Origin of the sequence: Proteus sp. LHD240705, assembly GCF_047921555.1 — a bacterium.
GTDB lineage: Bacteria > Pseudomonadota > Gammaproteobacteria > Enterobacterales > Enterobacteriaceae > Proteus.
This window is the reverse complement of record NZ_JBLRMI010000003.1, coordinates 374,891-394,390: the sequence shown is the minus strand read 5'-3', so window position 1 is coordinate 394,390 and position 19,500 is coordinate 374,891. Positions and strand designations below refer to the sequence as shown.

Below are 19,500 nucleotides of genomic sequence, written 5' to 3'. Positions count from 1 at the left end.
AAAAAGCCACCTATTTAGGTGGCCGTTACCAACTTCTTGATTTTTCCAACGCACCACCGCTACGCATTTCGGTGCCAAGTACATCATAAACCGTACCTCTCACCATTTGCTGTATCTGCTGCGCTTCCTTTTGAGTGATACCATTCGGTGCCTGAACTTGGAATGTAAAGTGCATATCCCCCATGCTGATACCGTTACCACCTTTACCCATTTGTCGATTGCTGATAACCCGCCCACTATCGCCTGGTATCATGTATTGATTACCATTCGATGCCTTGAATATCTCTGGCTTGCCACCTTCTCCAACCCGATACATTTTACCTGCACCGACCTGTCCTCCATTTTTACGAGCGCCAGCAAGCGCAATCATGGCGGGCATTGCTGCCGCCATTGCAGCCATTCCCCAAGTTGCAGCAGAACCCATTGTGGCTATACTGGTCGTTGCTGCGGCTGGAGCCATTGCAGTTGCGATTGCACCTCCAGTCGCCGTTGCGTCTGCAACCGCTTGAGCATTTGACGCTTTACGCATAGCATTTTCAGTAATCATATTCTTAACTTGCTGCATACCCATTTGAACCAGAGCGCCAACGGCTTGGTCTACAATGGTTAATGCGACATTGCGGAAAGCATCGTTAAGGGATTGAGTGCCTGTTAATAGCCCTGTAATTACGTTAGCGGAACGTTGCCCTAATGCGTCCAACCCATCAGCTAAGAATTGATTAGCTTGACTCTGATTACGCCATATCTCCCATTGAGCATTCATCCGGTCTTGCTCATATTGAGTATTAGCGGCATTCATTAACGCCAAACTTTGCTGAGTGATAGCACCTTTTTCAGTCTCAAATTCACGGATAAGCGCAAGTTTACGCTCGTGTTCGTTTTTGAGTTGCTGAACAGGGTCTACTTGTGCTTTTAAATTATCTTGGGGAGATACAGCGTTATTAGCCCGTATTTCGGCTATTTTTTGCTGATATTCTGCTTCAATTTCAGCTTTACGCCTTGCAGCCTGTTCAGTGAGAGATACATCATCTTTTGTTATCCGCTCTAAGTCTGCCAGCTGTTTATCGTGAGATTCTTTAGCTTTAGTGACTAAATCAAGATCAAGTGCAGCTTTCTTATCAGCTAGATTGCGCTCAATGTTGTATTTATCTTCTGCAAGTTTCTCAGCTAGTTTAATCTGTTCAGGAGATGCCTTGTCACCCAACGCCTTAACCGCATCATACTTAGCCATTTCAAGAGAGCCGTCTTTGTAACCTTTGTTTAAAAGCTCAATTTCTTCTCTCTGGCGTTTTAATGCTTCGTATGCTGCGTCTGTGGCTTTGGTTGATTCCTTGGTTGTTTTGTTACGCTCAGCAGCTGCATCTTGAGCCTCTTGAGTTGCTATTGCTATTTGCTTTAGTTGATATATTTCCCTTTCGTCTGTTATCCCTTTATCTTCAATGTAAAAATCAACTTGCAATAATCTCTTATCAACTTCACTTTTGGCGTTAGCTAGCTTCATTTCACGCTCTAGTGATTTTCTTAAATCCATCCCCTCCTTAGACCATTCGAAAGATATTTTTTCACCATTAAACTCTTTCTTTTTTTGCAGCGCCCTATCAATAGAAAAACCATAAGAATCCCATCCCTTTGCGCCACTTGGCAGAACAGATATTTCCCTTTTTAGTAAATCAATTCCCTCTTTTAACTCACCATTAAGATCAGCTTGAATAAAAGATATGGTATTTTTTGTGCGACTGTAGTTATTTGACGCCTTTGTTGCGTTGTCAGTTGCAATTGCTAACTTATCTTGAGCATCGGCTAGCTGTTTTGTTATGGATTCATATTTACTTGTTCCAACTTTAGCTAAAGCCAAATCAGCCTCTAATTCTCTTACTTTTTCCGCAGCTTGCTTCATAGTGACAGTGGTGTTTAGAACTTCATTTTTTAACTCAGGGAGCGCTTCTTTTAACTTGGCAGATTCAGCCCTCTTTTGTTCCCTTGTCATGTTTTTCATTTCAGCAGTTAATTGATTTACTCCCTCTGCAAGTTTTACTGCTTCTTCTCTTGCTTCTTTTGCCTGCTGGTAGAAATACATGATCGCAGCACCCGCGGCCATTGCTATACCTGCTGGGCCACCAACAAAACCTAGAGCTTTATTAGCTAAACCGATAGATACAGAAGCGGCTCTTGCTGCTGCGGCTGAGTTAGCCATTGCTGCTGTCTGCGCCTGCGTTGCTTGCTTATGATTTATCGCCGCGGTTGTTGCGGCAGATCTAACGGCAATTAAATTTGCCAGCGCGGTTGCTTCTGCGTTTGTTCCTCTTGCGGCCGCAAATTCGGTTTTCGCTTTCTCAACTAACGCTCTGGCTGCTGCTAAATCTAAAGCGGTCTTTCTTGCCGTCATTATTGCATTGTGTTCAGCTACTCTAGCAGCTTGAAGGTTTGCTATCGCTTCTTGCCTTGCTGCAACTGCTGATTGCATTTTAGCTTTGATAGCCAACCCCATTGCGGCAATGTATCTACCGCCAACAACGGAGGCAACTAGACTAACCGCTAAAACCATTTCATCGAGACTCTTACTTGCAGTAATTACAGCATCGCTGAATACGTTAATAGATGCCTTTATTGTTGTATTCTCACCAAGGAACTTAGTTAAGTTATTCCCTGCTTCTTGAAATGCCTGCGACATTGTTCGAGTGGTTTTAGCGAACTCTTTACCAATAGCATCCCCCTGAGACAATAACCCTTTTACAACAACATCAGTGGTCAACTTGCCTTCTGCTGCCATTTTACGAAGCTGACCTATACTTACTCCTAGTGAATCAGCTAATGCAACCATTAAGCGACTACCCTGTTCTGCTACTGAATTAAATTCTTCACCACGGAGAACACCAGAAGCGATACCCTGTGATAACTGAATGATGGCGTTTTCTGCTTCCTGCGCAGTAGCACCAGAGACAATAAATCCCTGATTAATAATCGTTGTTAATTTTGCCAAATCCGCCGCTGATGTATTGTATTCTCTCGTTCCTCGCTCTAATCGTGCATAGAGTGTTGCTGTGGCATCAAGACTAGATCGTGTTGCTTGAGAGATATCAAATACTCGTTGAGTTACATCAATAAGCGACTCGCTAGCACGAACTGAGTTAGATAGCTTATTGTTTAATTCAGTCCATGCCTCAGAATAACTAGCAACCATTGAAGCCGATAAATAACCAGTCAGAGCCGCTGCAACTTTAGATAGAGATTGCATTGAACGTTCAGTATTATTTACTGATTGAGACGTTCGGTTAAAGCTACTATCCATACGATTAAGGCGTTGCTCTAACTGACGCTGAGATGTGAGTAATTGCTGAACATCCATTTGAACTTGATAAACAATTTCGCCTACATTTGCCATTTATCGGCTCCTTAAAATGAAAAACCCCGCCGAATGGCAGGGTTGGTGTAATTAATATTAATCTACTTTTTTAATTCACAGTTTGTAAGTGTCTGTATTACTGGTATATCACCTTCTTCGTATAGCAAAAATACACTATTTCTATCACTTGACATTGATACTGTAACTTTATCCTTTACGTTTATTAGATTATCTTTTTTATCTTCTGTTAACTCTCCACTAACATAATCTTCTGAAATAAATCCTTTTATTGTCATAATGTTGTTTTTGATGATTACATCAGATTTGGTTAATGTCTTAGGGAACGCATATTTTGAATTAGTTATTGATGGATAATCATTTGCTACCTGAGATACATAGCAAGTATAACTACCATCATATTTCCCCTGCTCACTGCAGCCAGAAAGCAACACCATTAGAGTGGATAAAATAACCTTCCTCACAACACCATCCCCGTTAGTTAATTTATTCTTATGTTATATAAATGGTGATGCAAAAAAAATCAAGAAGCCTCGGTTAAGATATGCTGTGAGTTAAAGACAATAAAAATTACATACGCAATTTATATTAAAGTTAGTGGGTATAAAACCCACAAATATATTGACAACACACAGAATGGTAGGTACTATACCCATATCAACGAAACGGAGGATTGATGAGTAGTGCAGAATTAATCAAGAAACTAATCGCTGATGGATGGGTTAAAGCTAGACAAGACGGCAGTCACATTACTTTAACTAAAGAGGGATTCGATAAAATTATCACCATCCCTCACCCTAGAAAAGATTCGTCAAAGGGCATCATCCGGCAAGCTCAGAAAATATCAGGGCTTAAGTTGTTATAAAAGGGTGCGGTTATACCGCCCCTTCATCTGCATACTCATCAATATAAATTAAGAGGTAAGAGATGATATACCCACTCTTTATATTCAAAACAGAAGACGGCTTTGATGGCTATTTCCCAGATGTTGAAGGTTGCTTTTTTGCTGGCGACAACATAGAAGATACAATCAGAAATGCAGAATCTGCATTTGCTCAACACATGGAAGTTTTAACCGACAAAGGTGGGCACGTACCAGCCCCCAAAGATCCCGCTACCTATCTAAATGATGATAGATTGAAAGAGGATGAAGGTATTCTTGGGCTTGTCGAAATAGATCCGGCAAAATATGAATCTAAAGCCATAAAGTTCAATTTAACGATGCCAAACAATCTATTAACGGCTATCGACAAATATATTGCTCAAAGTGGGCATTATAAAAATCGCTCTGCTTTTTTGGCTGACTTAGCTAGAAAAGAGATAGCCAATCATTAATTAAAGGGCGGGAGTACCGCCCTATTCTCGAACGAGGAAAACCTCAAGTTAAAAGGCTTAGTGAAATTCAGGCAATAAAAAACCCACCGGAGCGGGTTGCAAATAAAATTAATTTAAATAACAATCCTGAACCGTACATTAATTAATTCTTGCTTCTTGCACTCTGTCATTAAATTGGCTCAATAATTCTCGGAACGGAATTCTATCGCCATCCTCTCTCCAACCTATCGTGAATCTACCATCAGATTTTATAGCATCTATAAATGCGGATATATCATCACCATTACCATCACTATGTAGATACAATTTGCGTAATGTTTTATCTCGCGCCTTCGCGTTTTCTTTTAATCTGCGAATACCAACTAGATTTACCTTTAATGCTTCATCAACAATATTAGGTAAATAAGTCTTTATAGTATCTTTATTATCTCTTAATGTATTTGCCGTCCGAACATTATCAATTTGTTGTGGAATCTGATTATTCAAAGTATCTAAAAAATCATTCAGCCTAAAAGGATATCTCTGACCATTTTTTATTCCCAATTCATCCCTAATGAGTTGCTCCTGCCAATCCTTTATATATAGGATGAAATCGCCTTTACCATGGGCACCATACATTTTAAGCTCAAAAAAACGCCCTATCCTACCTAAGTATATAAATATTTTGTCATTTCTTTCTGCGTCTTCTGTGGATAGAAATAACATGCAGGTAAAAACACCAACACCTATATTAGTCGTGAATGCTATGGTTTTGCTATTTCCATTAATTGCTAAATTATAAATATTACTAAGCATAGTCAGGTTAAACATAAGCACCTCTCCTTATTGTCTCACCTAAACATTAAACAATTAATGAGTATAGTTAAAGCAAAAAACCTCAGTTAAGAGGCGTGGTGAAATTTGGGCAATAAAAAAGCCTCAGAGGAGGCTTTATTGGAAATATTGTAGTTTATTTAGATAAGGATGATAATTTAAGAGATGCCATTTCAGATACTTTAGAGTGAACCCTTGAAGCCAACTCTACGGACTCTTCTGCATTGTGTTTTGATACACCCTCTGATGCTTCTAGCCTGTAATCTGCAATAATACGACTATCTTTAAGTGATTTCAGCATATAGGCAATAGCAATTAAAGTCTGTTTTTCATACTTCTCATTACCGCGCCATGCATCAGATTTTAAATAATCTATCAATCCTTGGTGGCTATCTTTGGGCCCATTATCTAATACAGGGTAAACTGAATGATAAGCTGAATAATATGCTCTTGATATTGCATTCCGGTATCCAACTTCATCATCTCTTTCGACACAATCTCTAGCGAATGCTAACAATTCATCACAATTTATAGACACGGAGCAATACCTCCGTCTGTATTAGTTGAGCAACCACGTATAATGGCACTGAAATTTTTATCCAGAAGCTCATCATATTCAGCCAATTTAAACGCTAAGTCCATATTCATGTCAGCAATCTTAGATGGGTCTTCACATTGAGCTGTAACGATGTAAGTATTTAATTTCTCTTCATGATTTTGCTCATAAATGTAACTAATACCTTTAATTCTAATATTATTATATTCCAGTATATTCATTATTATACTGGATAATAATTTTGCCTCGTCTTTTTCAAATCCTGCTTTTTCCTTAAACCTAGATAAAGCAAGATTGGCAGATTCAAAATCATCTTTTAGCTTCATCCTGTCCTCATCATTAGATAGTTTAATTGCTTTTTGGATGTAATATTCTGCCCGCTCCATGTCTGCCCAGTATAAAGATGACTCAAATGCCAGCGTTGAAAAAGATATGCTTTCATACTCTTCAGCAAATCTTTCTGACAATTCTTTAGTTTTTATTATTGAGCCATAATTATTTACTATTGCCATATAGTTTGTTGCATAATGGGCATCGGGTATTTGCAAAGATAGCTCAAAGTAATATTCAGCTTTTTTAAGATCTTTGACCAAACTATATGCTAAAGCTTTGGCATAGTTCTTTCTTAAACCAGAAAAATAATTATCAATATCTTTCAGTAAACCCATCAACCTGAACTCGGTAATAAAATTCTGATTTGATAGCCACGATTCCATTGACTCTAAAAGTTCATCTGATTTATGTATTGGTTGCATGTCTTTTTTTTTGCCTGATTTAGCAATTTGATAATATCAACTTGACGCCATACTAAAACAACATTTGGTTAACTTCAATGAAAGTTTGTGCCTCTGAGACGAATCTCACTATCTTTTATAAGAGATAAATCTCTATTTAGAGGAGAATTTAACTGTATATAAACACAGTATCACTTACTGTAAAACAACTCAAATCCCATCGTTCGGCTATCTTCGGACAAGATTAGGATTGGTACTCTCAGAAAACGAGCAAGCCGTCCTTGGCTTGGGTGTTTAGAACAATTTAGCTAAATCCACATCATAAGCGGACTTCCATGCACCTGATGGATATGAGTTAGCTGTTCCATATCTATCATCATGAACAGTAGATATTTCTACATCATTCGCTTTGCACTATTTCTTCAATGGTTGCCATTTGAATTTTTTGTTTAGCTTCTTCTCTACTGCTAATACTGTTGCATGCTTCTTACTTTCACCTAGCTTTTCAGCAAGACGATTCTTTTCACGAACAGCTTTAGATGCGGTAGCCATTGAGGTTGCTTCACGCTTGCGCCCAATCCACGCTTTAGTTTCGATTGCAACATCACGTTCAAGTCTAAGAACTACCTTTTCTTTTTTTGCTTTTAGTAAATTTTCCAATGCTTCAATATAGTTATTAGGAAGATTATTATCTTTTCGTGATCCAAAATAGGTATCTTCGAGCAATTCAAAGAAATCCCACGCCTGATCTGTTTCCAGTATTTTAGCGTGGCGAGAGGCTCCGCGTTCAGTAGGACCTCAAAAGTGTTTGATATTGACTCATTTGATGACTAATACCTAACCACTACCCAGCCCAAGAATGGGCTAAATAGCGGTAAAATATTTTCACCGCTCAATATTTGAATACAAAATTTTTGTGGCTCCGTTATTCTAATTTAGAATAGCCAAGCAATATCAATAAGTTGGGGAATCCAGGTAATACCCCCCAAAAGAGGACTGTTATCTGATATAGGTTATTTAGTGCAAAAATATAAAAAAAAAGGTAGTATAGGCTATTATTTTTACTTTAAAAAATTACGGTATATATGGAACAGATACTAGAAAAAATAAAATCAGCACTAAACAGTTTAGATAAAAATAGAGACATTAGTGAATTAAGTGAAATACCTGTTGTAGATAATAACGACTCTACTGATGCAAATAAAAGTGCAACCATTTATCGAGTAACATTTAAGAAAAAAAACATAACTTACATATTATCAGTTCATCTAAAAGGCATACTTATACATATTGAAATAAAACTGATATTTCAGTATGAAATGAACAATAAAGTAAAACAAGAAAAGATATTTGATGTGGTTAATAAATTCAATGGACAAGTGCCGGGCTTCAAGGCCGTTCTTGAAAAAAATAAAGGCCGTAATTTAATTGTTAGTTTTAGAGCTCAGGCTTTAATGCCATCATCTTTAAACATTCCATTTCAAGATTATATAGACCTAAATACCAACGCCCTAATTACATCTCCAATATTGTTTTCTGCGTACCTTAACAATGATAATTACAAACATAAAAGAATAACTGAATAAGAGCATTTTATGGGCGATAACAATAAGAAAAGAAAAAACATTCTACATTGGAAGAATGTTGGTTCTATTATAGAAGTATTAATTACGGCTATTTATGGAATAATGGTTTATTATTCAACAATAGCCATACAATATTTGTATGAAAACAAATATATTGGTTATAAAATACAAATAACATTAATAATTCTAGTTATAAGCTTACTTTTATTGTTTAGAAAGATAGCTTCAGAAGCTCTAAACATGGAATCCAGTTACAATAAAGAGAGGATTGAACATAATAAAACAAAAAATAGTTTACAAAAAAAAATAGATATTATTCATGCTATTTATAGCGGGATGAATAATACATTTATTACGTCTAAAAATGATGAGGAATTGATAGAGAACTTAAGGTCAATAGCTAAAACAATAAATAAGGACAAAGATATTTGTAATGTAAATACCGTTTTAATAGATGAAAATGATGATAATGAAAAAAGCAGGAAGGATTACTTATCCCTTTTTGAAAATAAGTAAAAATACCTTCTTCGGCTAATCCCCATATCTATTCATAGTTTTCTTTCTTCTAAACTACCTTTTTTCTTACTTTTTCTGATATCTTCCCTCTAATGGGTTGAATTTTTTACAAATGAGTCCTCGCTACATAATCATCAAAGGGTTACTAGTTACATTTAGAATCCACTAACTTAGCAATACTTGGCTATACCTAAAACTTCTTTTTCATCTAGAAGCGTTAAAAATTGAAGATTAGAGGCTTCAGTTCGTTCAAAACAGACTTGTAACCACGGTTCATACTTGGAGTTATGACGAATTGCTCCGTAACATTATCAATCACATTGTTCTTCATGACATGCGACGCCTCTACACGGAACATTTCATCCGATAAAGCCACCGCTAAACAATTTATTAGTAAAAATTAGTTTCCATACTTTTAAATTGCTAAATATATCTTAAGTATATTAGAGTTTTTAAGATAACTTAACAACCACAGGTAATTCATCGAAATATATCGTGTACACTAAGTTAGGAACCCCATCATCAGTCAACACATTGAAACCTATCGCCTACTCACTAATCGACGATTACCACTGATTAACTCATCATTACGTTTATCATCCTGCTTCATGATGTTGTCGTATTCCTCTCTCGTGAAGCCTTTCTCATCGGGATATTTAACTTTGAGCATCATCTGAAATTCAGTCATGGTTAATTGTTCGGCTTCATCTCTATTCATGCCAAAGTGCGCACGAGATGAACTGATGTAGTCAATTGCCATGAACTCATCTGAGAATTCGTTTTTTCCTTCATTGCGTTGAAGTTTGCGGATCTTCGCTTTACCGATAATTCCGTGAGTAAATAGTTCTCTGGCAATAACGATAATGTCAGCGATTGGCATCTTGCCGTTTTTATAGACGATACCTCGTTTACCTGATTTCCATTCGCCAATGATTTCCGAACAATCATCATCACAGCACGCCTGCATCACTATCATTGCAGTTTGCAGGATATTGCGTCCGTATGTTGGCTTGCTAATGGCCTTTATTAACCATTCAGGAATAACCCTGTAACTCATTACGGCGCGTGTAATTAACTCTTGTACCTCTGTGCCATTTAATTGACCGTATGCGATCACAATCTGTTTAGGCTCACCAATTCTTGTCATATTGATGAACGATGGTCTAAACAAGTAATCCTTTTTATCAGTAGAGATAACCATCTCACCGATTTCTAAAATAGGCGTCATAATCCCTCCTGAATATTATCAAGGGCACTCGAAAGCACCCTTTGTAATATTAAGCAGTGGTAACAGTGACCACGCATTTTGCTGTTTTACTACCATCTTCGGATGTGACAGTAACATTCGCAGTACCTTCAGCAACACCGCGCACAGTGACTACATTCACAAGCTGAGTAACTGTTGCAAAGTTAGGCTTATCGCTTACAGCGGTATAGTTTTTGTTAGTCGCATCGGTTGGTGTAAATTTGACAGTAAATGTCTTAGTTTCACCCACTTTTACAGACAGAGTAGCTGGTTCTACTGCGACACTTTCAACAACGATTTCTTCTTGTAGCCATTCAACCGTTTCTGCATTAGCAACTTTAAGTTCACCTAAATAAGTGGAGATTTCTTTTGTTGGAAACTCCATTGACCAAGATGTGAAAGCCATATAGCCCTGAACAACATCAGAGCCATCGCCTTTCATATCAAGTTGAACCCAATATGTTGGTTGGCGACTTGCTTTGATTTCATCAAGGATTTCTTTAGCAATATCAAACGCGGAAGTAGAGCCGGTTACACCAGCTTTCTTTAATTCACCATCAAAACTAATCGTAAAGTCAGCGCCAGTAACAATTGATTCAGTTAAGCCTTTAGTGTCATCAGCATTAGACGTTACTGTCTCCATACCGAAATCGAATGACTTGCTTGTTAGCGCACCTAAACGTAAGAATTGATCTTGTGCTGGTACTTGGTCAGGACAGCCTTTTGCAATGCGCAGAATACCTGCGTTACCCATCACTAGGCCTTTATCATCAGGGCATTGTGCCATGTTATAACCTCTTTATTTGCAAATAAAAAAGGCCGCATGAGCGACCTGCTGAGATGTGTTTAATTTAAGATGTACAACGGAAAGAAAGCGGAATGATAAACCTACCTTCTGTCGTTTGAATTGGATTAACAAAACCAGATGTATTGATAATGAAACCAATGTTATGGCTTCTAGAGTGACACCTTACATACTCTAGTATTTCGTTAGCTCGCTGAACAATAAACTCAATCCACGCCTTGCCAGATATGAGTGAAACGGTAAAGAAATCATCACCACTTAGATCATCAATACGCCCAGTTCCATTGGGTTGCTGAAATACGATGTATGAATCTGAATCATTACCTTCTTTTTCATTCCAAATATAATCCTGCTGAATGAAACCATCTGATAACCCTGATTCAGAAAAATAGTTTTTCAGTCGCTCAAAGGTCGTCATATTTTAAACTCCTCAGCGACAGCCTTATCAATCATTTGTTTCGTTTCCTCAAATCCTTTCAGGAGGAATTCTTTCTTAGCGGTAGGTCTACGGAAACTTTGATTAACATTAGGATCATGAACGAAAACAGCATACGAAGCAGAATAACCAACGCGACCAGTAAATAGTGTGCCTTTTACTTTTACATCTCTAAATTGTGAGTTAATGAGCGTTTTAGTGTCAATGGGTGTGTATATAGCAGCTTGCCTACCACCAATATCTAGCGCTCTATGCATGGCTCGAGCTATCTTTTTTGATGCTATACTTCCAACCAGAGAGTTTAAGTTAGATATCGCATTACCTATTCCTTTTACTTTTGCCCCCATAGTTATACCGCCGTCGTTAATGTGTAATCGTCTAGACCACCATTAATATCTCGGTCTCTATCGATAGACTTAATCCTACTAGCACCATGCAAAAATGGATCTCTATCTTCATGTTTGCCAATGGCGATATAGTCTTCTTGAGTTGCTTCGCTATACTCAGTCCAAATAACATTCTTAATGATTATTTCAGTGCCAATGGTTTTTCTACCATCTTTAAAACTACTTCCGTAATCACATCGGATATGAATTGGCTCTGAAAATATGGGTTTACCGTAACCATCTTTACCTGTAATTTTCCAAATGGTTGCCCACCCCTTGCAAAATCGTCGCAGGATTTTCCCCATATCACCCCCGAGCCACATCAAACTGAACAAGACCAACAGGTCGTTCAATAGGTAAGCTATCGGTACATCCAAAGGGGTCCAGAGAAGACAGCGTTTTTAACAATGTTTTTCTACCATCAGCAAAATACTGATATGAAACAGAAGCGCCAGAAGGTGCGTGTTCAGAGGATATTTTTCTAACATCAGCAGTTGATAATATGAGGATAACCGAATACAGCTTAATTAAAGTAACAACTGCATCTGAATATCCTGCGTTATCAAGGCAAGTATCAATAGTATCCACAATAGATATGGCAGAGCTTATAACAAGGCTTGTTGCCTCAAACCCCATCACCTCTAATTGTTCATTAACTTGCTCAACCGTAATCACAATAGACATGATCACTCCTCATGGATAAATAAGGGGCTACTGCCCCTCGCATTACCCACCAATACTAGTATTCTTGCCAAATGAAACCATAACGCCAGCGGTATCTTTAATATCAGTAGCAATCTGCTTCCAATTAGCTACCGTTTCAATATGTGCGTTAGTGGGTGATTTGATACTATCTTTACTCCACTGATAACCACGCAGACCAATAGTAAAGTCATATTCACCTTGCATTAGTGCCTTAATATTTTCTTGACCTAACACATCCTGAGCCTTCATGATCAATGGCGATGTTTGAATCGCTGCGGCGCCAGTAACCAAACCTAACGAATGCTGTTTGTCTGCATCTGACAAAGCGGGAATATCAGAGATAACAAAACGACGACCAAGGTTATCTTGTTTAATGGCGACGTTACCAATTTGGAACAGGTTATTCGCGTTGGTTAGTGTCTCATCCATAAAGTCGTTGAACGTTGCTCCATCCATTAACCAAGCGACAATGCGTGAATAAGCATCACCGAATGGACGTGTGGCCTTATTCAAACCTCTTAATGATGGCGTTTCTCCGCCAACAGTAACTGCCGTTGTATTACCAGAAATAGCTGCTTTCAATGCTGCACCAGCAGTATTAAGGTAATCTTGCAACATAGCTTCTGCTGATTGAGCAGCAACTACCGCGGCCGCTTCTGACACATCTTTACCTAGTCGCTTCATCATCGTTGGGGTAACAGATACAGGACCAATACGACCATCAACCTTAATCATACGGTCAAGGATTTGCCCCAATTCTTGCGGCGTTAGATTGCCTGAGCCATAAGCGTTACGTCGCTGAGCCAGCCCGCCAAGTAACTGCCATGATGTTTGCTCAATGTAGTCACCGATATGATCACCATCACCGATAACTAAAGCGCCGCCAGATGCTTCGTTAAACTGACGGACAGCTTGAGCAACTAATTCTGTTGCTGCTAGCGATACTTGTTTTTGAAAAATATGTAAAGACATATAAATTAATCCTCTGGGATATTAGCAATGATTTCACGTGCGCTATCAACTAATGGATTTGCGCTTTTGGGTTTATCACTGCCTCCGGCTGGTGATTTCCCTTTGCCGCCTTCCCCTCCGGTTCCGGTGGCTTTGCTACCGATAATTACCGGAGCAAATAACTGGTTATTACGAAATTCTTTTTCTAAATCATCAATAGTGAATGCTGAAGGATGCCCATTAGCGTCAACTACTCGCGTTTTACCGTCCTCTACTGATAATCGAGATTTAATGTGCGGGATAATTAACGGCGCAGCATCACCCGCAAGCTTTGTAGCCAACGTTTGTGCGACGTTATCAACCAATAGTGTGTGTAGGCTCGCGTCTTTTTCCTGTAGCTGTGCTAATAGCTCACTTTCACGCGCCTTTAACTTTTCAGCCCAACTTTTTTCTAGTGATTCAATATCACCATTTTTACGAGCCTGCTCTTCAGCCGCTTTCTTCGCTGCATCTTCGGCTTGTCGGCGCTTTTCTTGCTCTGCTTTTTTCTCAGAAAGTAATTCATCAACCTTCTTTTGAAGCCCTGACACATCTGGAATTTCTGGCATACCTTCGATTTGAAGTTGGTAATTTCCACCGACTTCTTTATACAAAACCTTTTTATCATCAGTTAATGCATCAAATTCTTCTTTTGTTAATAGGTATTTAAACATCGTAAAACCTCTGGTTTAGATGGTGCAGTCTCAAACTGCGAATAATAAAAAACCCACCGAAGTGGGTCATTTGAGGTCGATACCTGCTTTATTAAAAGCTTCAGGTATGATCCGTTGAAGTTCCTTAAGCGTTATTGGCTTAAAGTATTTATCGAGCTGTAACTTTGCGAATTTATCAGGCGGTAATCCACCATCACGAAACAACTGAGCCCTAGTCTTACCTAATACAATGTCCTGCCTGTTCGCTGGCTGGCGATAAAGCCACTCGTAATAAGACTCTTCACCCCATTCAGAATTACCAACATAATCTGTTGTAATTAAGTTTATGTATTTCTCATCTAAAACTGGAAGTAATCGACTACGGCAATTAGGATGAAGAGGAGGTTTGGGGCCTTCTCCTAGTGGATAGCGATTACCGGATAATGATCTACATACTGATGATGTTTTATTGTCCAGTATTGCGCTGAACTCTTCATACTTAATCAGATCAGGATTCTCTTTGTAGAAATCCATTGCCCCTATACTGTGCGCATGCTGTAAAGAGGTTCTGGATATCATCTGAAAGCCCCTAGCAATCCTACCGACTACCGACGATGCGATGATTAGAGGTTCAACTGACGTCCCGTTAATCGTTGATTGCAGATCAGACACATCACCACCAGATGATAGTGATATCAGTGCCTGATTTTCTACTTGTTGAATGGATGTATCAGCCCAAGATTCAATAAACTTTTCTAGGAATAAAGAACCACTCCATCCCGTCAGGTTCATGGGGATGTTTTGTACATCTTTACGCACTTTCTCATAGTTGGCAGGTTTAATACCTTCTAGAAGTGAGTTAAAACCTCGATATTCAGCATCTGCCATAACAATGGCAACACTGATGGCTTCATCAAGCAATTTTCCAGAATGACTAGAGAGAACTGGCTTTAGTGATTTTTTTAATGCAAGCGCGATTGATTTTGCTTTACTTATAGAGGAAATATTACCTGAGAAGGTAGACAGCGCAGATGCCACAGTGGCACGAATATCCAACACTAAATCACGAGTATCTGCCGTTGATGATTTCAACCTTTCCAGCATAACTTGTATCATTAATGCGTTGTCAAGAATGATGCTCGGTTGCATAGTCACACTCCCAACATATTAGCCCCTCTCGTTAACTCCAATTCATCAACAACATCCTCAGCCCTCTCATCTTGAGAAATGATATTGATACTTTGCAAGTACTTAACAAAATCAATCAATCGCATAGTTCCTGATTGCAACGCAGCCAATAACGCTGTAATCGTTGGTGAATCTAACTTAGCGATATCATAAACTTTATTCAGCTGTATTGACGCTTCGCCGCCCCCTGCAAACTGAATACAAAAATCAAGTGCTCGGTTAAATGCTTGCTCAACATTACCCGCACACAATGACAGTACTGAATTATCTGTTTGTGCCTCATCCTGTGCCTGTGTAGCTGTTCTTGCTGACGTTCCTCGTTCAACTAACTTAGCGCCTAGCATTGCCATTTGCTTTTCTCTACGTTCAGCTAGAGTGATTTGAATATTTCTATCTTCGGGCTGTGCAAACTTCATGTCACCCCCCTGTGGCAGTAACACCCCTTTACGTGAACCAACAGTAAACCCATCTGACATATGCTTTTCAACCCAATCATCAGTAAGGCCGGTTAGGGCGACCATCGGCTGACCGACAGTGTGTGCAGACTCTGCGATATCAGCCTCAGCTTGATAATGTTTGATATTTAAGTAAGCAATATCTGCAAGAGGAGGGGCATCAGGGGTGTGATCGTTATTCATTGAGCCAATCCATGACCATGGCAACTCATTTAATGGACTGCCAATCGCATCACTCAATACAACCCAATCTGTAACCTTTATGTCTCCATCTTCATACCAACGACGAGAATGAGCGACATCATTAATAAGCCTTAATTCAATCCAGTTATTCTGCATTTGCAGTTCAAAATCATCTGTATCTACTGGCTCTTGATATTTGAGGACAACGAGGGATGTTTTCCCATTCGTTACACGCCAGTTGATGATTTCTTTTGCTGTGAACAATCGAACATAAGGGCGTCCCTTATTAGCTTCTGACTGAATCCCTGCTCCGCTAAAATCACTTAATAGACCAGCTCGACCACGCTGTAAGTTTTGCGATAACGCATCCCTTATCATTTGGGTTAGTGGCTGGCCTTGACCGTCTATGTCAGTTTCTAAATACTCGACACTACCGCTAACACTAATCTTTACTGGCTTACTGAAAGCAATACCAAGTAAACCACTAAGTGTCCTACCCGTGGCATTCAGAAAGGATGCTCTAGCTAAATAGCGCTTATAACGCTCATTACCCTTATCATCTTCATCTTTGTTATCTGCCGGATGAGGGAGGTATTTCTCTTTCTTGCTTTTAACAACTCGTTCGCCATCAACACAATCGCCAATCATGTCCCATTCAGGCAAAAACTCATTGTAAGCTGGATGCTTATAATCAACGTTTGTATTCATGTTAGTTCCAGTTAAATTCTATTTTCTTAGTCAACCGTTTAGTATTTCTTCGACTCACTGCAAAATATCTAAATCCATCAGCATCATGAGATGTGTAATCATGAAGCGGTTTATCTTTCCAACATCCACGTTTGTCATCCCACTCTTTGCGATACCCCTCAAGATGAGCGATGCCTACACTGCATTTATGTTCATCAAAAACACAGTGGGGGAGAATTTCACGCACAGCCTCAATGCCTTCATCAATGGAAAGTTTCGGCACTACGTCAAATCGAATTGAGTAAATTTGTCCGTCGATTTCGTACCCTTCACGCGCTAATTCACGCCGAGATTTCGCATCAGAACCAAACTCACGGTTATCGATATCATGAGGGCCATTGTGACTTGCATATGTGTAGCCTTTGTCTTTCAGCACTTTCATGTAGTGTCGCAGGCCTTCACCACTATTTGAGTAATGATCTATGACATGGAATTCCGCACCAACCTCACGAATAAACCAAATTGACGTTGAGTCACCCACGCCGATATCCCAGTACGTATGAACCGGTAGATGCGAGTTATCAGGAAGTGTACCAATGCGTTTATTTTCGTACAGGAAGCGGAATTGCTTGGCGTAGTAAGCACCTTCAACAGATTGCTGAAATGCTTCAGACGGTATTGACGGATATTCCCGCTTCATATCGTCGCCAAGTGTTTTCTCTTTGGCGTAATACCATGCTTTCTGGCGCTCGTTTAATTGAACGCCGTGCTTACTTGATATCTCATCGAAGTAATCAACTAACCGCTGTGGTAATTGATCAACAGGGTCAATCGCATACTCTGAATTCTTCCACCATGAGAAGAAAAAGAATTTCCAGTCTAGGTTAGAAAGAGTCTTGCCCTGAATTTGTGCTTTCTCAGCAGACTGGCAGTAATCATAAAAATAACCTGCTCTACCTTCCGCTGTACTTTCAATTGTCGTGAAACAATCGCTTGATACCGCCTCAAATGCACCAGTGACAATTTCACGAGCCTTCTCTGGATACTTAGCACATATCTTACCGAACTCAGAAACGTGCAAATAACGGAGTGTACCACCACGAAATGATGTACTGATATAAAGTGACCCGCCTTTGCTAAACACCAACTCACCAGACGCATCATTACTCGCTGGATTTGCCGCTTTAATTTCATCAGGTAGTTTTTCGTAAGCATACTTTATCTTTTCTCTGAATAGTCGCTTAGCATCGTTAAGCGTGTGAGCTATCAATGCACATTTCGCCGCCTCAAATAGCGCTGCGTCTAATTGGATGATGCAGACCTCAGTAGTGAAGCCAAGCTGACGTGCTTTAAGGATAATGTTTCGCGTGTGCATTCCTTCGAAGTATTCAAGTTGCTCAGGCGTCATTTTAAATCGAACTGGTTTACCTTCTTTATTGGTTATCCAGTAGAGATGGTTCAATCGCCAGAGCTTATCTCTTAATAATGCAAGATGTTCTGGCTTCATGATTATTCCTTAGATAGGTCGTCCATTAAATCTGATAGTTGGCTAGCCGTCTTATTCGGCTGAACGTCATCAAGGCCATATGCCTGACGCTCAAGTCCAATTAAGTTCTTAAGTGTTTCACTGAGTGCTTTTGCTGATTTAACACGCTCAGGCAGGGAGATAATTGAGTGATAAATTTCATTGAGCTTATCGCGTCCGTTATCATCAGGATTAAACATCAGGTCGCCCAATTTACTTAAGGCTGGTACATCTGCGCACTCTGCACTCAGTTCGTCAAACAAGACGTTAGCCAGTTCACGCGCCCGGCGTATATCACCTCTATGCTCCATACGAACATTAGCAATAACCTCAGCCGTAGCCTCAATAAGTACGCGCTCAGATAATGTTGTTTCTGTGCGTACCTGCTTGCGTACTTCTTCTTTGCGAACCAAATCATCAGCACGAGATTTTATCTTTGCGTTAAGATCTCGCGACCAATCATCTTTCTTAGCTCTCTTACGTATAGCCCCTTCAGATATGCCATGTTGTGAAGCTATTTCTCGGAGTGACATCACGCCAGCTCGGTAAGCCGACTCGATGGCCTCCCAATCTGGTCTTTTAGCCATACATCACCTTTCATAAATTAAATTAATGCTATAGTGGATTTTCGTTCATGAATAGGAGCAATAAATGAAATATTCTCAAGCTGAAAAGCTTCAATTAATGATGCTTTGTGAAATTTACAGGGCCATGGGAATAGAAAATAGTTTTAACCCCGACCTTGTTGAAGAGGCTATTTCCACTGATAACTACTGGGCGTTGTCGTGGGAATACCCGTCTCTAGAAACTGAAGATGAAACCCCATCTAAAGTTAAATTGTTCGTTGATACTGTTGATATGTATGACATGCTCTCATATACATATGAAAGACTTAGTGATGAGGATAAGAAAGATGTCAGCGAGGCAGTGCCTCATTTCTCTCCTGAATACTCTCTAACTTTCCCTGGGTTTGATGGGAATAATGAGTCTGAATACATGCAAATAGGTAGATTGTTAAAAACTATGGGTCGCTTTTCAGGTACAGAACTAACCAAAAATTCCCACGCCCCCTCAGTAGAAACATATAGAAGAATGTTAGATATATTTTTACCTATACGTCATAAGTTTGTATTTAATGAAGGAATCCGCAAGCAAGAGTTAATCGATATACTTTTAGAACGAATTCATCCAAGCAACAGGTAGCTATCTGCCCACTCTATGTTGCATGCATCCCCATTAAAAAGCCAGCTCACTCGAACTGGCTTTGTGATTGGTTATTCTGCTACTTCAGCCACTTGCACGTATTTAATATCACTAATCTCATCAGGTGATATGTATAC

The 19,500-nt window shown here is 39.3% G+C and carries 23 protein-coding genes; 5 read left to right on the top strand and 18 right to left on the bottom strand.

Annotation, left to right across the window (positions count from 1 at the left end):
- Positions 1-25: 25 nt before the first annotated feature.
- Positions 26-3,382 (bottom strand): tape measure protein, encoded by a 3,357-nt coding sequence (locus ACNART_RS07950; protein ID WP_416303512.1) that lies wholly within the window; start codon positions 3,380-3,382, stop codon positions 26-28.
- A gap of 62 nt (positions 3,383-3,444) precedes the next feature.
- Positions 3,445-3,825, bottom strand: coding sequence for a hypothetical protein (locus tag ACNART_RS07945; RefSeq protein ID WP_416303511.1), 381 nt, complete (start codon positions 3,823-3,825; stop codon positions 3,445-3,447).
- 212 nt (positions 3,826-4,037) lie between these two features.
- Here ACNART_RS07945 and ACNART_RS07940 point away from each other — a divergent pair, with 212 nt between their 5' ends.
- Together ACNART_RS07940 and ACNART_RS07935 are read left to right on the top strand one after the other, a co-directional pair.
- Complete coding sequence (locus ACNART_RS07940) at positions 4,038-4,226, top strand: type II toxin-antitoxin system HicA family toxin (protein ID WP_416303510.1); 189 nt, start codon at positions 4,038-4,040, stop codon at positions 4,224-4,226.
- Between the two features lie 62 nt (positions 4,227-4,288).
- A complete protein-coding gene (locus ACNART_RS07935) occupies positions 4,289-4,696 on the top strand; it encodes a type II toxin-antitoxin system HicB family antitoxin (RefSeq protein ID WP_416303509.1) in 408 nt (135 codons plus the stop codon).
- Between the two features lie 138 nt (positions 4,697-4,834).
- Here ACNART_RS07935 and ACNART_RS07930 read toward each other — a convergent pair whose 3' ends face one another.
- The 4 genes from ACNART_RS07930 to ACNART_RS07915 form a co-directional block, all read right to left on the bottom strand.
- Positions 4,835-5,506: a hypothetical protein gene (locus ACNART_RS07930; RefSeq protein WP_349429674.1), complete on the bottom strand. Its 672-nt coding sequence runs from the start codon at positions 5,504-5,506 to the stop codon at positions 4,835-4,837.
- Positions 5,507-5,645: 139 nt separating this feature from the next.
- The gene (locus ACNART_RS07925; RefSeq protein ID WP_416303508.1) at positions 5,646-6,047 is read right to left on the bottom strand and encodes a HEPN domain-containing protein; all 402 of its coding nucleotides are present in this window, start codon (positions 6,045-6,047) and stop codon (positions 5,646-5,648) included.
- Positions 6,038-6,733: a hypothetical protein gene (locus tag ACNART_RS07920; protein WP_416303507.1), complete on the bottom strand. Its 696-nt coding sequence runs from the start codon at positions 6,731-6,733 to the stop codon at positions 6,038-6,040. Before ACNART_RS07920 ends, ACNART_RS07925 begins: the two co-directional genes overlap by 10 nt.
- Before the next feature lie 480 nt (positions 6,734-7,213).
- The gene (locus ACNART_RS07915; RefSeq protein WP_416303506.1) at positions 7,214-7,525 is read right to left on the bottom strand and encodes a hypothetical protein; all 312 of its coding nucleotides are present in this window, start codon (positions 7,523-7,525) and stop codon (positions 7,214-7,216) included.
- A 359-nt stretch (positions 7,526-7,884) separates the two neighbouring features.
- Here ACNART_RS07915 and ACNART_RS07910 point away from each other — a divergent pair, with 359 nt between their 5' ends.
- Positions 7,885-8,385 (top strand): hypothetical protein, encoded by a 501-nt coding sequence (locus ACNART_RS07910; protein ID WP_416303505.1) that lies wholly within the window; start codon positions 7,885-7,887, stop codon positions 8,383-8,385.
- Between the two features lie 9 nt (positions 8,386-8,394).
- Positions 8,395-8,901, top strand: coding sequence for a hypothetical protein (locus ACNART_RS07905; protein ID WP_416303504.1), 507 nt, complete (start codon positions 8,395-8,397; stop codon positions 8,899-8,901).
- Between the two features lie 541 nt (positions 8,902-9,442).
- Here the strand turns inward: ACNART_RS07905 and ACNART_RS07900 are convergent.
- The 12 genes from ACNART_RS07900 to ACNART_RS07845 all read right to left on the bottom strand — a co-directional run bounded on the left by ACNART_RS07900 (position 9,443) and on the right by ACNART_RS07845 (position 18,747).
- On the bottom strand, positions 9,443-10,129 hold the full coding sequence (locus ACNART_RS07900; RefSeq protein ID WP_416303503.1) for a DUF6246 family protein: 687 nt from the start codon (positions 10,127-10,129) through the stop codon (positions 9,443-9,445).
- Positions 10,130-10,178: 49 nt separating this feature from the next.
- Entirely contained in the window at positions 10,179-10,934 is a 756-nt protein-coding gene (locus ACNART_RS07895; protein ID WP_416303502.1) for an Ig-like domain-containing protein, read from the bottom strand.
- A gap of 64 nt (positions 10,935-10,998) precedes the next feature.
- Positions 10,999-11,370 (bottom strand): hypothetical protein, encoded by a 372-nt coding sequence (locus tag ACNART_RS07890; RefSeq protein ID WP_103004645.1) that lies wholly within the window; start codon positions 11,368-11,370, stop codon positions 10,999-11,001.
- Positions 11,367-11,735 (bottom strand): hypothetical protein, encoded by a 369-nt coding sequence (locus ACNART_RS07885; RefSeq protein WP_098943653.1) that lies wholly within the window; start codon positions 11,733-11,735, stop codon positions 11,367-11,369. The genes ACNART_RS07890 and ACNART_RS07885 overlap by 4 nt, the downstream gene beginning before the upstream one ends.
- Positions 11,736-11,737: 2 nt before the next feature.
- Positions 11,738-12,097, bottom strand: a complete 360-nt coding sequence (locus ACNART_RS07880) for a hypothetical protein (RefSeq protein ID WP_416303578.1) — start codon at positions 12,095-12,097, stop codon at positions 11,738-11,740.
- Positions 12,081-12,458, bottom strand: a complete 378-nt coding sequence (locus tag ACNART_RS07875) for a hypothetical protein (protein ID WP_416303501.1) — start codon at positions 12,456-12,458, stop codon at positions 12,081-12,083. Before ACNART_RS07875 ends, ACNART_RS07880 begins: the two co-directional genes overlap by 17 nt.
- A 42-nt stretch (positions 12,459-12,500) precedes the next feature.
- Positions 12,501-13,451 carry a major capsid protein gene (locus ACNART_RS07870; protein ID WP_416303500.1) on the bottom strand — a complete coding sequence of 317 codons (951 nt, stop codon included), beginning with the start codon at positions 13,449-13,451 and terminating at the stop codon, positions 12,501-12,503.
- A 5-nt stretch (positions 13,452-13,456) separates the two neighbouring features.
- A complete protein-coding gene (locus ACNART_RS07865; RefSeq protein ID WP_089503223.1) occupies positions 13,457-14,143 on the bottom strand; it encodes a hypothetical protein in 687 nt (228 codons plus the stop codon).
- A 66-nt stretch (positions 14,144-14,209) separates the two neighbouring features.
- A complete protein-coding gene (locus ACNART_RS07860; RefSeq protein WP_416303499.1) occupies positions 14,210-15,271 on the bottom strand; it encodes a phage minor head protein in 1,062 nt (353 codons plus the stop codon).
- A gap of 2 nt (positions 15,272-15,273) precedes the next feature.
- Complete coding sequence (locus ACNART_RS07855) at positions 15,274-16,656, bottom strand: DUF4055 domain-containing protein (protein ID WP_416303498.1); 1,383 nt, start codon at positions 16,654-16,656, stop codon at positions 15,274-15,276.
- 1 nt (position 16,657) lies between these two features.
- Complete coding sequence (locus tag ACNART_RS07850) at positions 16,658-18,142, bottom strand: terminase (protein WP_416303497.1); 1,485 nt, start codon at positions 18,140-18,142, stop codon at positions 16,658-16,660.
- A 2-nt stretch (positions 18,143-18,144) separates the two neighbouring features.
- Positions 18,145-18,747, bottom strand: a complete 603-nt coding sequence (locus ACNART_RS07845) for a hypothetical protein (protein WP_098943660.1) — start codon at positions 18,745-18,747, stop codon at positions 18,145-18,147.
- A 64-nt stretch (positions 18,748-18,811) separates the two neighbouring features.
- Here ACNART_RS07845 and ACNART_RS07840 point away from each other — a divergent pair, with 64 nt between their 5' ends.
- Complete coding sequence (locus ACNART_RS07840) at positions 18,812-19,363, top strand: YfbU family protein (RefSeq protein ID WP_098943661.1); 552 nt, start codon at positions 18,812-18,814, stop codon at positions 19,361-19,363.
- The last annotated feature ends 137 nt before the right edge of the window (positions 19,364-19,500 follow it).

Bases quoted from the DNA above. Each gene is read 5' to 3' on its own strand.
- ACNART_RS07950 (WP_416303512.1), bottom strand. From the start codon at position 3,382: ATGGCAAATGTAGGCGAAATTGTTTATCAAGTTCAAATGGATGTTCAG.
- ACNART_RS07940 (WP_416303510.1), top strand. From the start codon at position 4,038: ATGAGTAGTGCAGAATTAATCAAGAAACTAATCGCTGATGGATGGGTT.
- ACNART_RS07935 (WP_416303509.1), top strand. From the start codon at position 4,289: ATGATATACCCACTCTTTATATTCAAAACAGAAGACGGCTTTGATGGC.
- ACNART_RS07930 (WP_349429674.1), bottom strand. From the start codon at position 5,506: ATGTTTAACCTGACTATGCTTAGTAATATTTATAATTTAGCAATTAAT.
- ACNART_RS07920 (WP_416303507.1), bottom strand. From the start codon at position 6,733: ATGGGTTTACTGAAAGATATTGATAATTATTTTTCTGGTTTAAGAAAG.
- ACNART_RS07910 (WP_416303505.1), top strand. From the start codon at position 7,885: ATGGAACAGATACTAGAAAAAATAAAATCAGCACTAAACAGTTTAGAT.
- ACNART_RS07905 (WP_416303504.1), top strand. From the start codon at position 8,395: ATGGGCGATAACAATAAGAAAAGAAAAAACATTCTACATTGGAAGAAT.
- ACNART_RS07900 (WP_416303503.1), bottom strand. From the start codon at position 10,129: ATGACGCCTATTTTAGAAATCGGTGAGATGGTTATCTCTACTGATAAA.
- ACNART_RS07895 (WP_416303502.1), bottom strand. From the start codon at position 10,934: ATGGCACAATGCCCTGATGATAAAGGCCTAGTGATGGGTAACGCAGGT.
- ACNART_RS07890 (WP_103004645.1), bottom strand. From the start codon at position 11,370: ATGACGACCTTTGAGCGACTGAAAAACTATTTTTCTGAATCAGGGTTA.
- ACNART_RS07885 (WP_098943653.1), bottom strand. From the start codon at position 11,735: ATGGGGGCAAAAGTAAAAGGAATAGGTAATGCGATATCTAACTTAAAC.
- ACNART_RS07880 (WP_416303578.1), bottom strand. From the start codon at position 12,097: ATGTGGCTCGGGGGTGATATGGGGAAAATCCTGCGACGATTTTGCAAG.
- ACNART_RS07875 (WP_416303501.1), bottom strand. From the start codon at position 12,458: ATGTCTATTGTGATTACGGTTGAGCAAGTTAATGAACAATTAGAGGTG.
- ACNART_RS07870 (WP_416303500.1), bottom strand. From the start codon at position 13,451: ATGTCTTTACATATTTTTCAAAAACAAGTATCGCTAGCAGCAACAGAA.
- ACNART_RS07865 (WP_089503223.1), bottom strand. From the start codon at position 14,143: ATGTTTAAATACCTATTAACAAAAGAAGAATTTGATGCATTAACTGAT.
- ACNART_RS07860 (WP_416303499.1), bottom strand. From the start codon at position 15,271: ATGCAACCGAGCATCATTCTTGACAACGCATTAATGATACAAGTTATG.
- ACNART_RS07855 (WP_416303498.1), bottom strand. From the start codon at position 16,656: ATGAATACAAACGTTGATTATAAGCATCCAGCTTACAATGAGTTTTTG.
- ACNART_RS07850 (WP_416303497.1), bottom strand. From the start codon at position 18,142: ATGAAGCCAGAACATCTTGCATTATTAAGAGATAAGCTCTGGCGATTG.
- ACNART_RS07845 (WP_098943660.1), bottom strand. From the start codon at position 18,747: ATGGCTAAAAGACCAGATTGGGAGGCCATCGAGTCGGCTTACCGAGCT.
- ACNART_RS07840 (WP_098943661.1), top strand. From the start codon at position 18,812: ATGAAATATTCTCAAGCTGAAAAGCTTCAATTAATGATGCTTTGTGAA.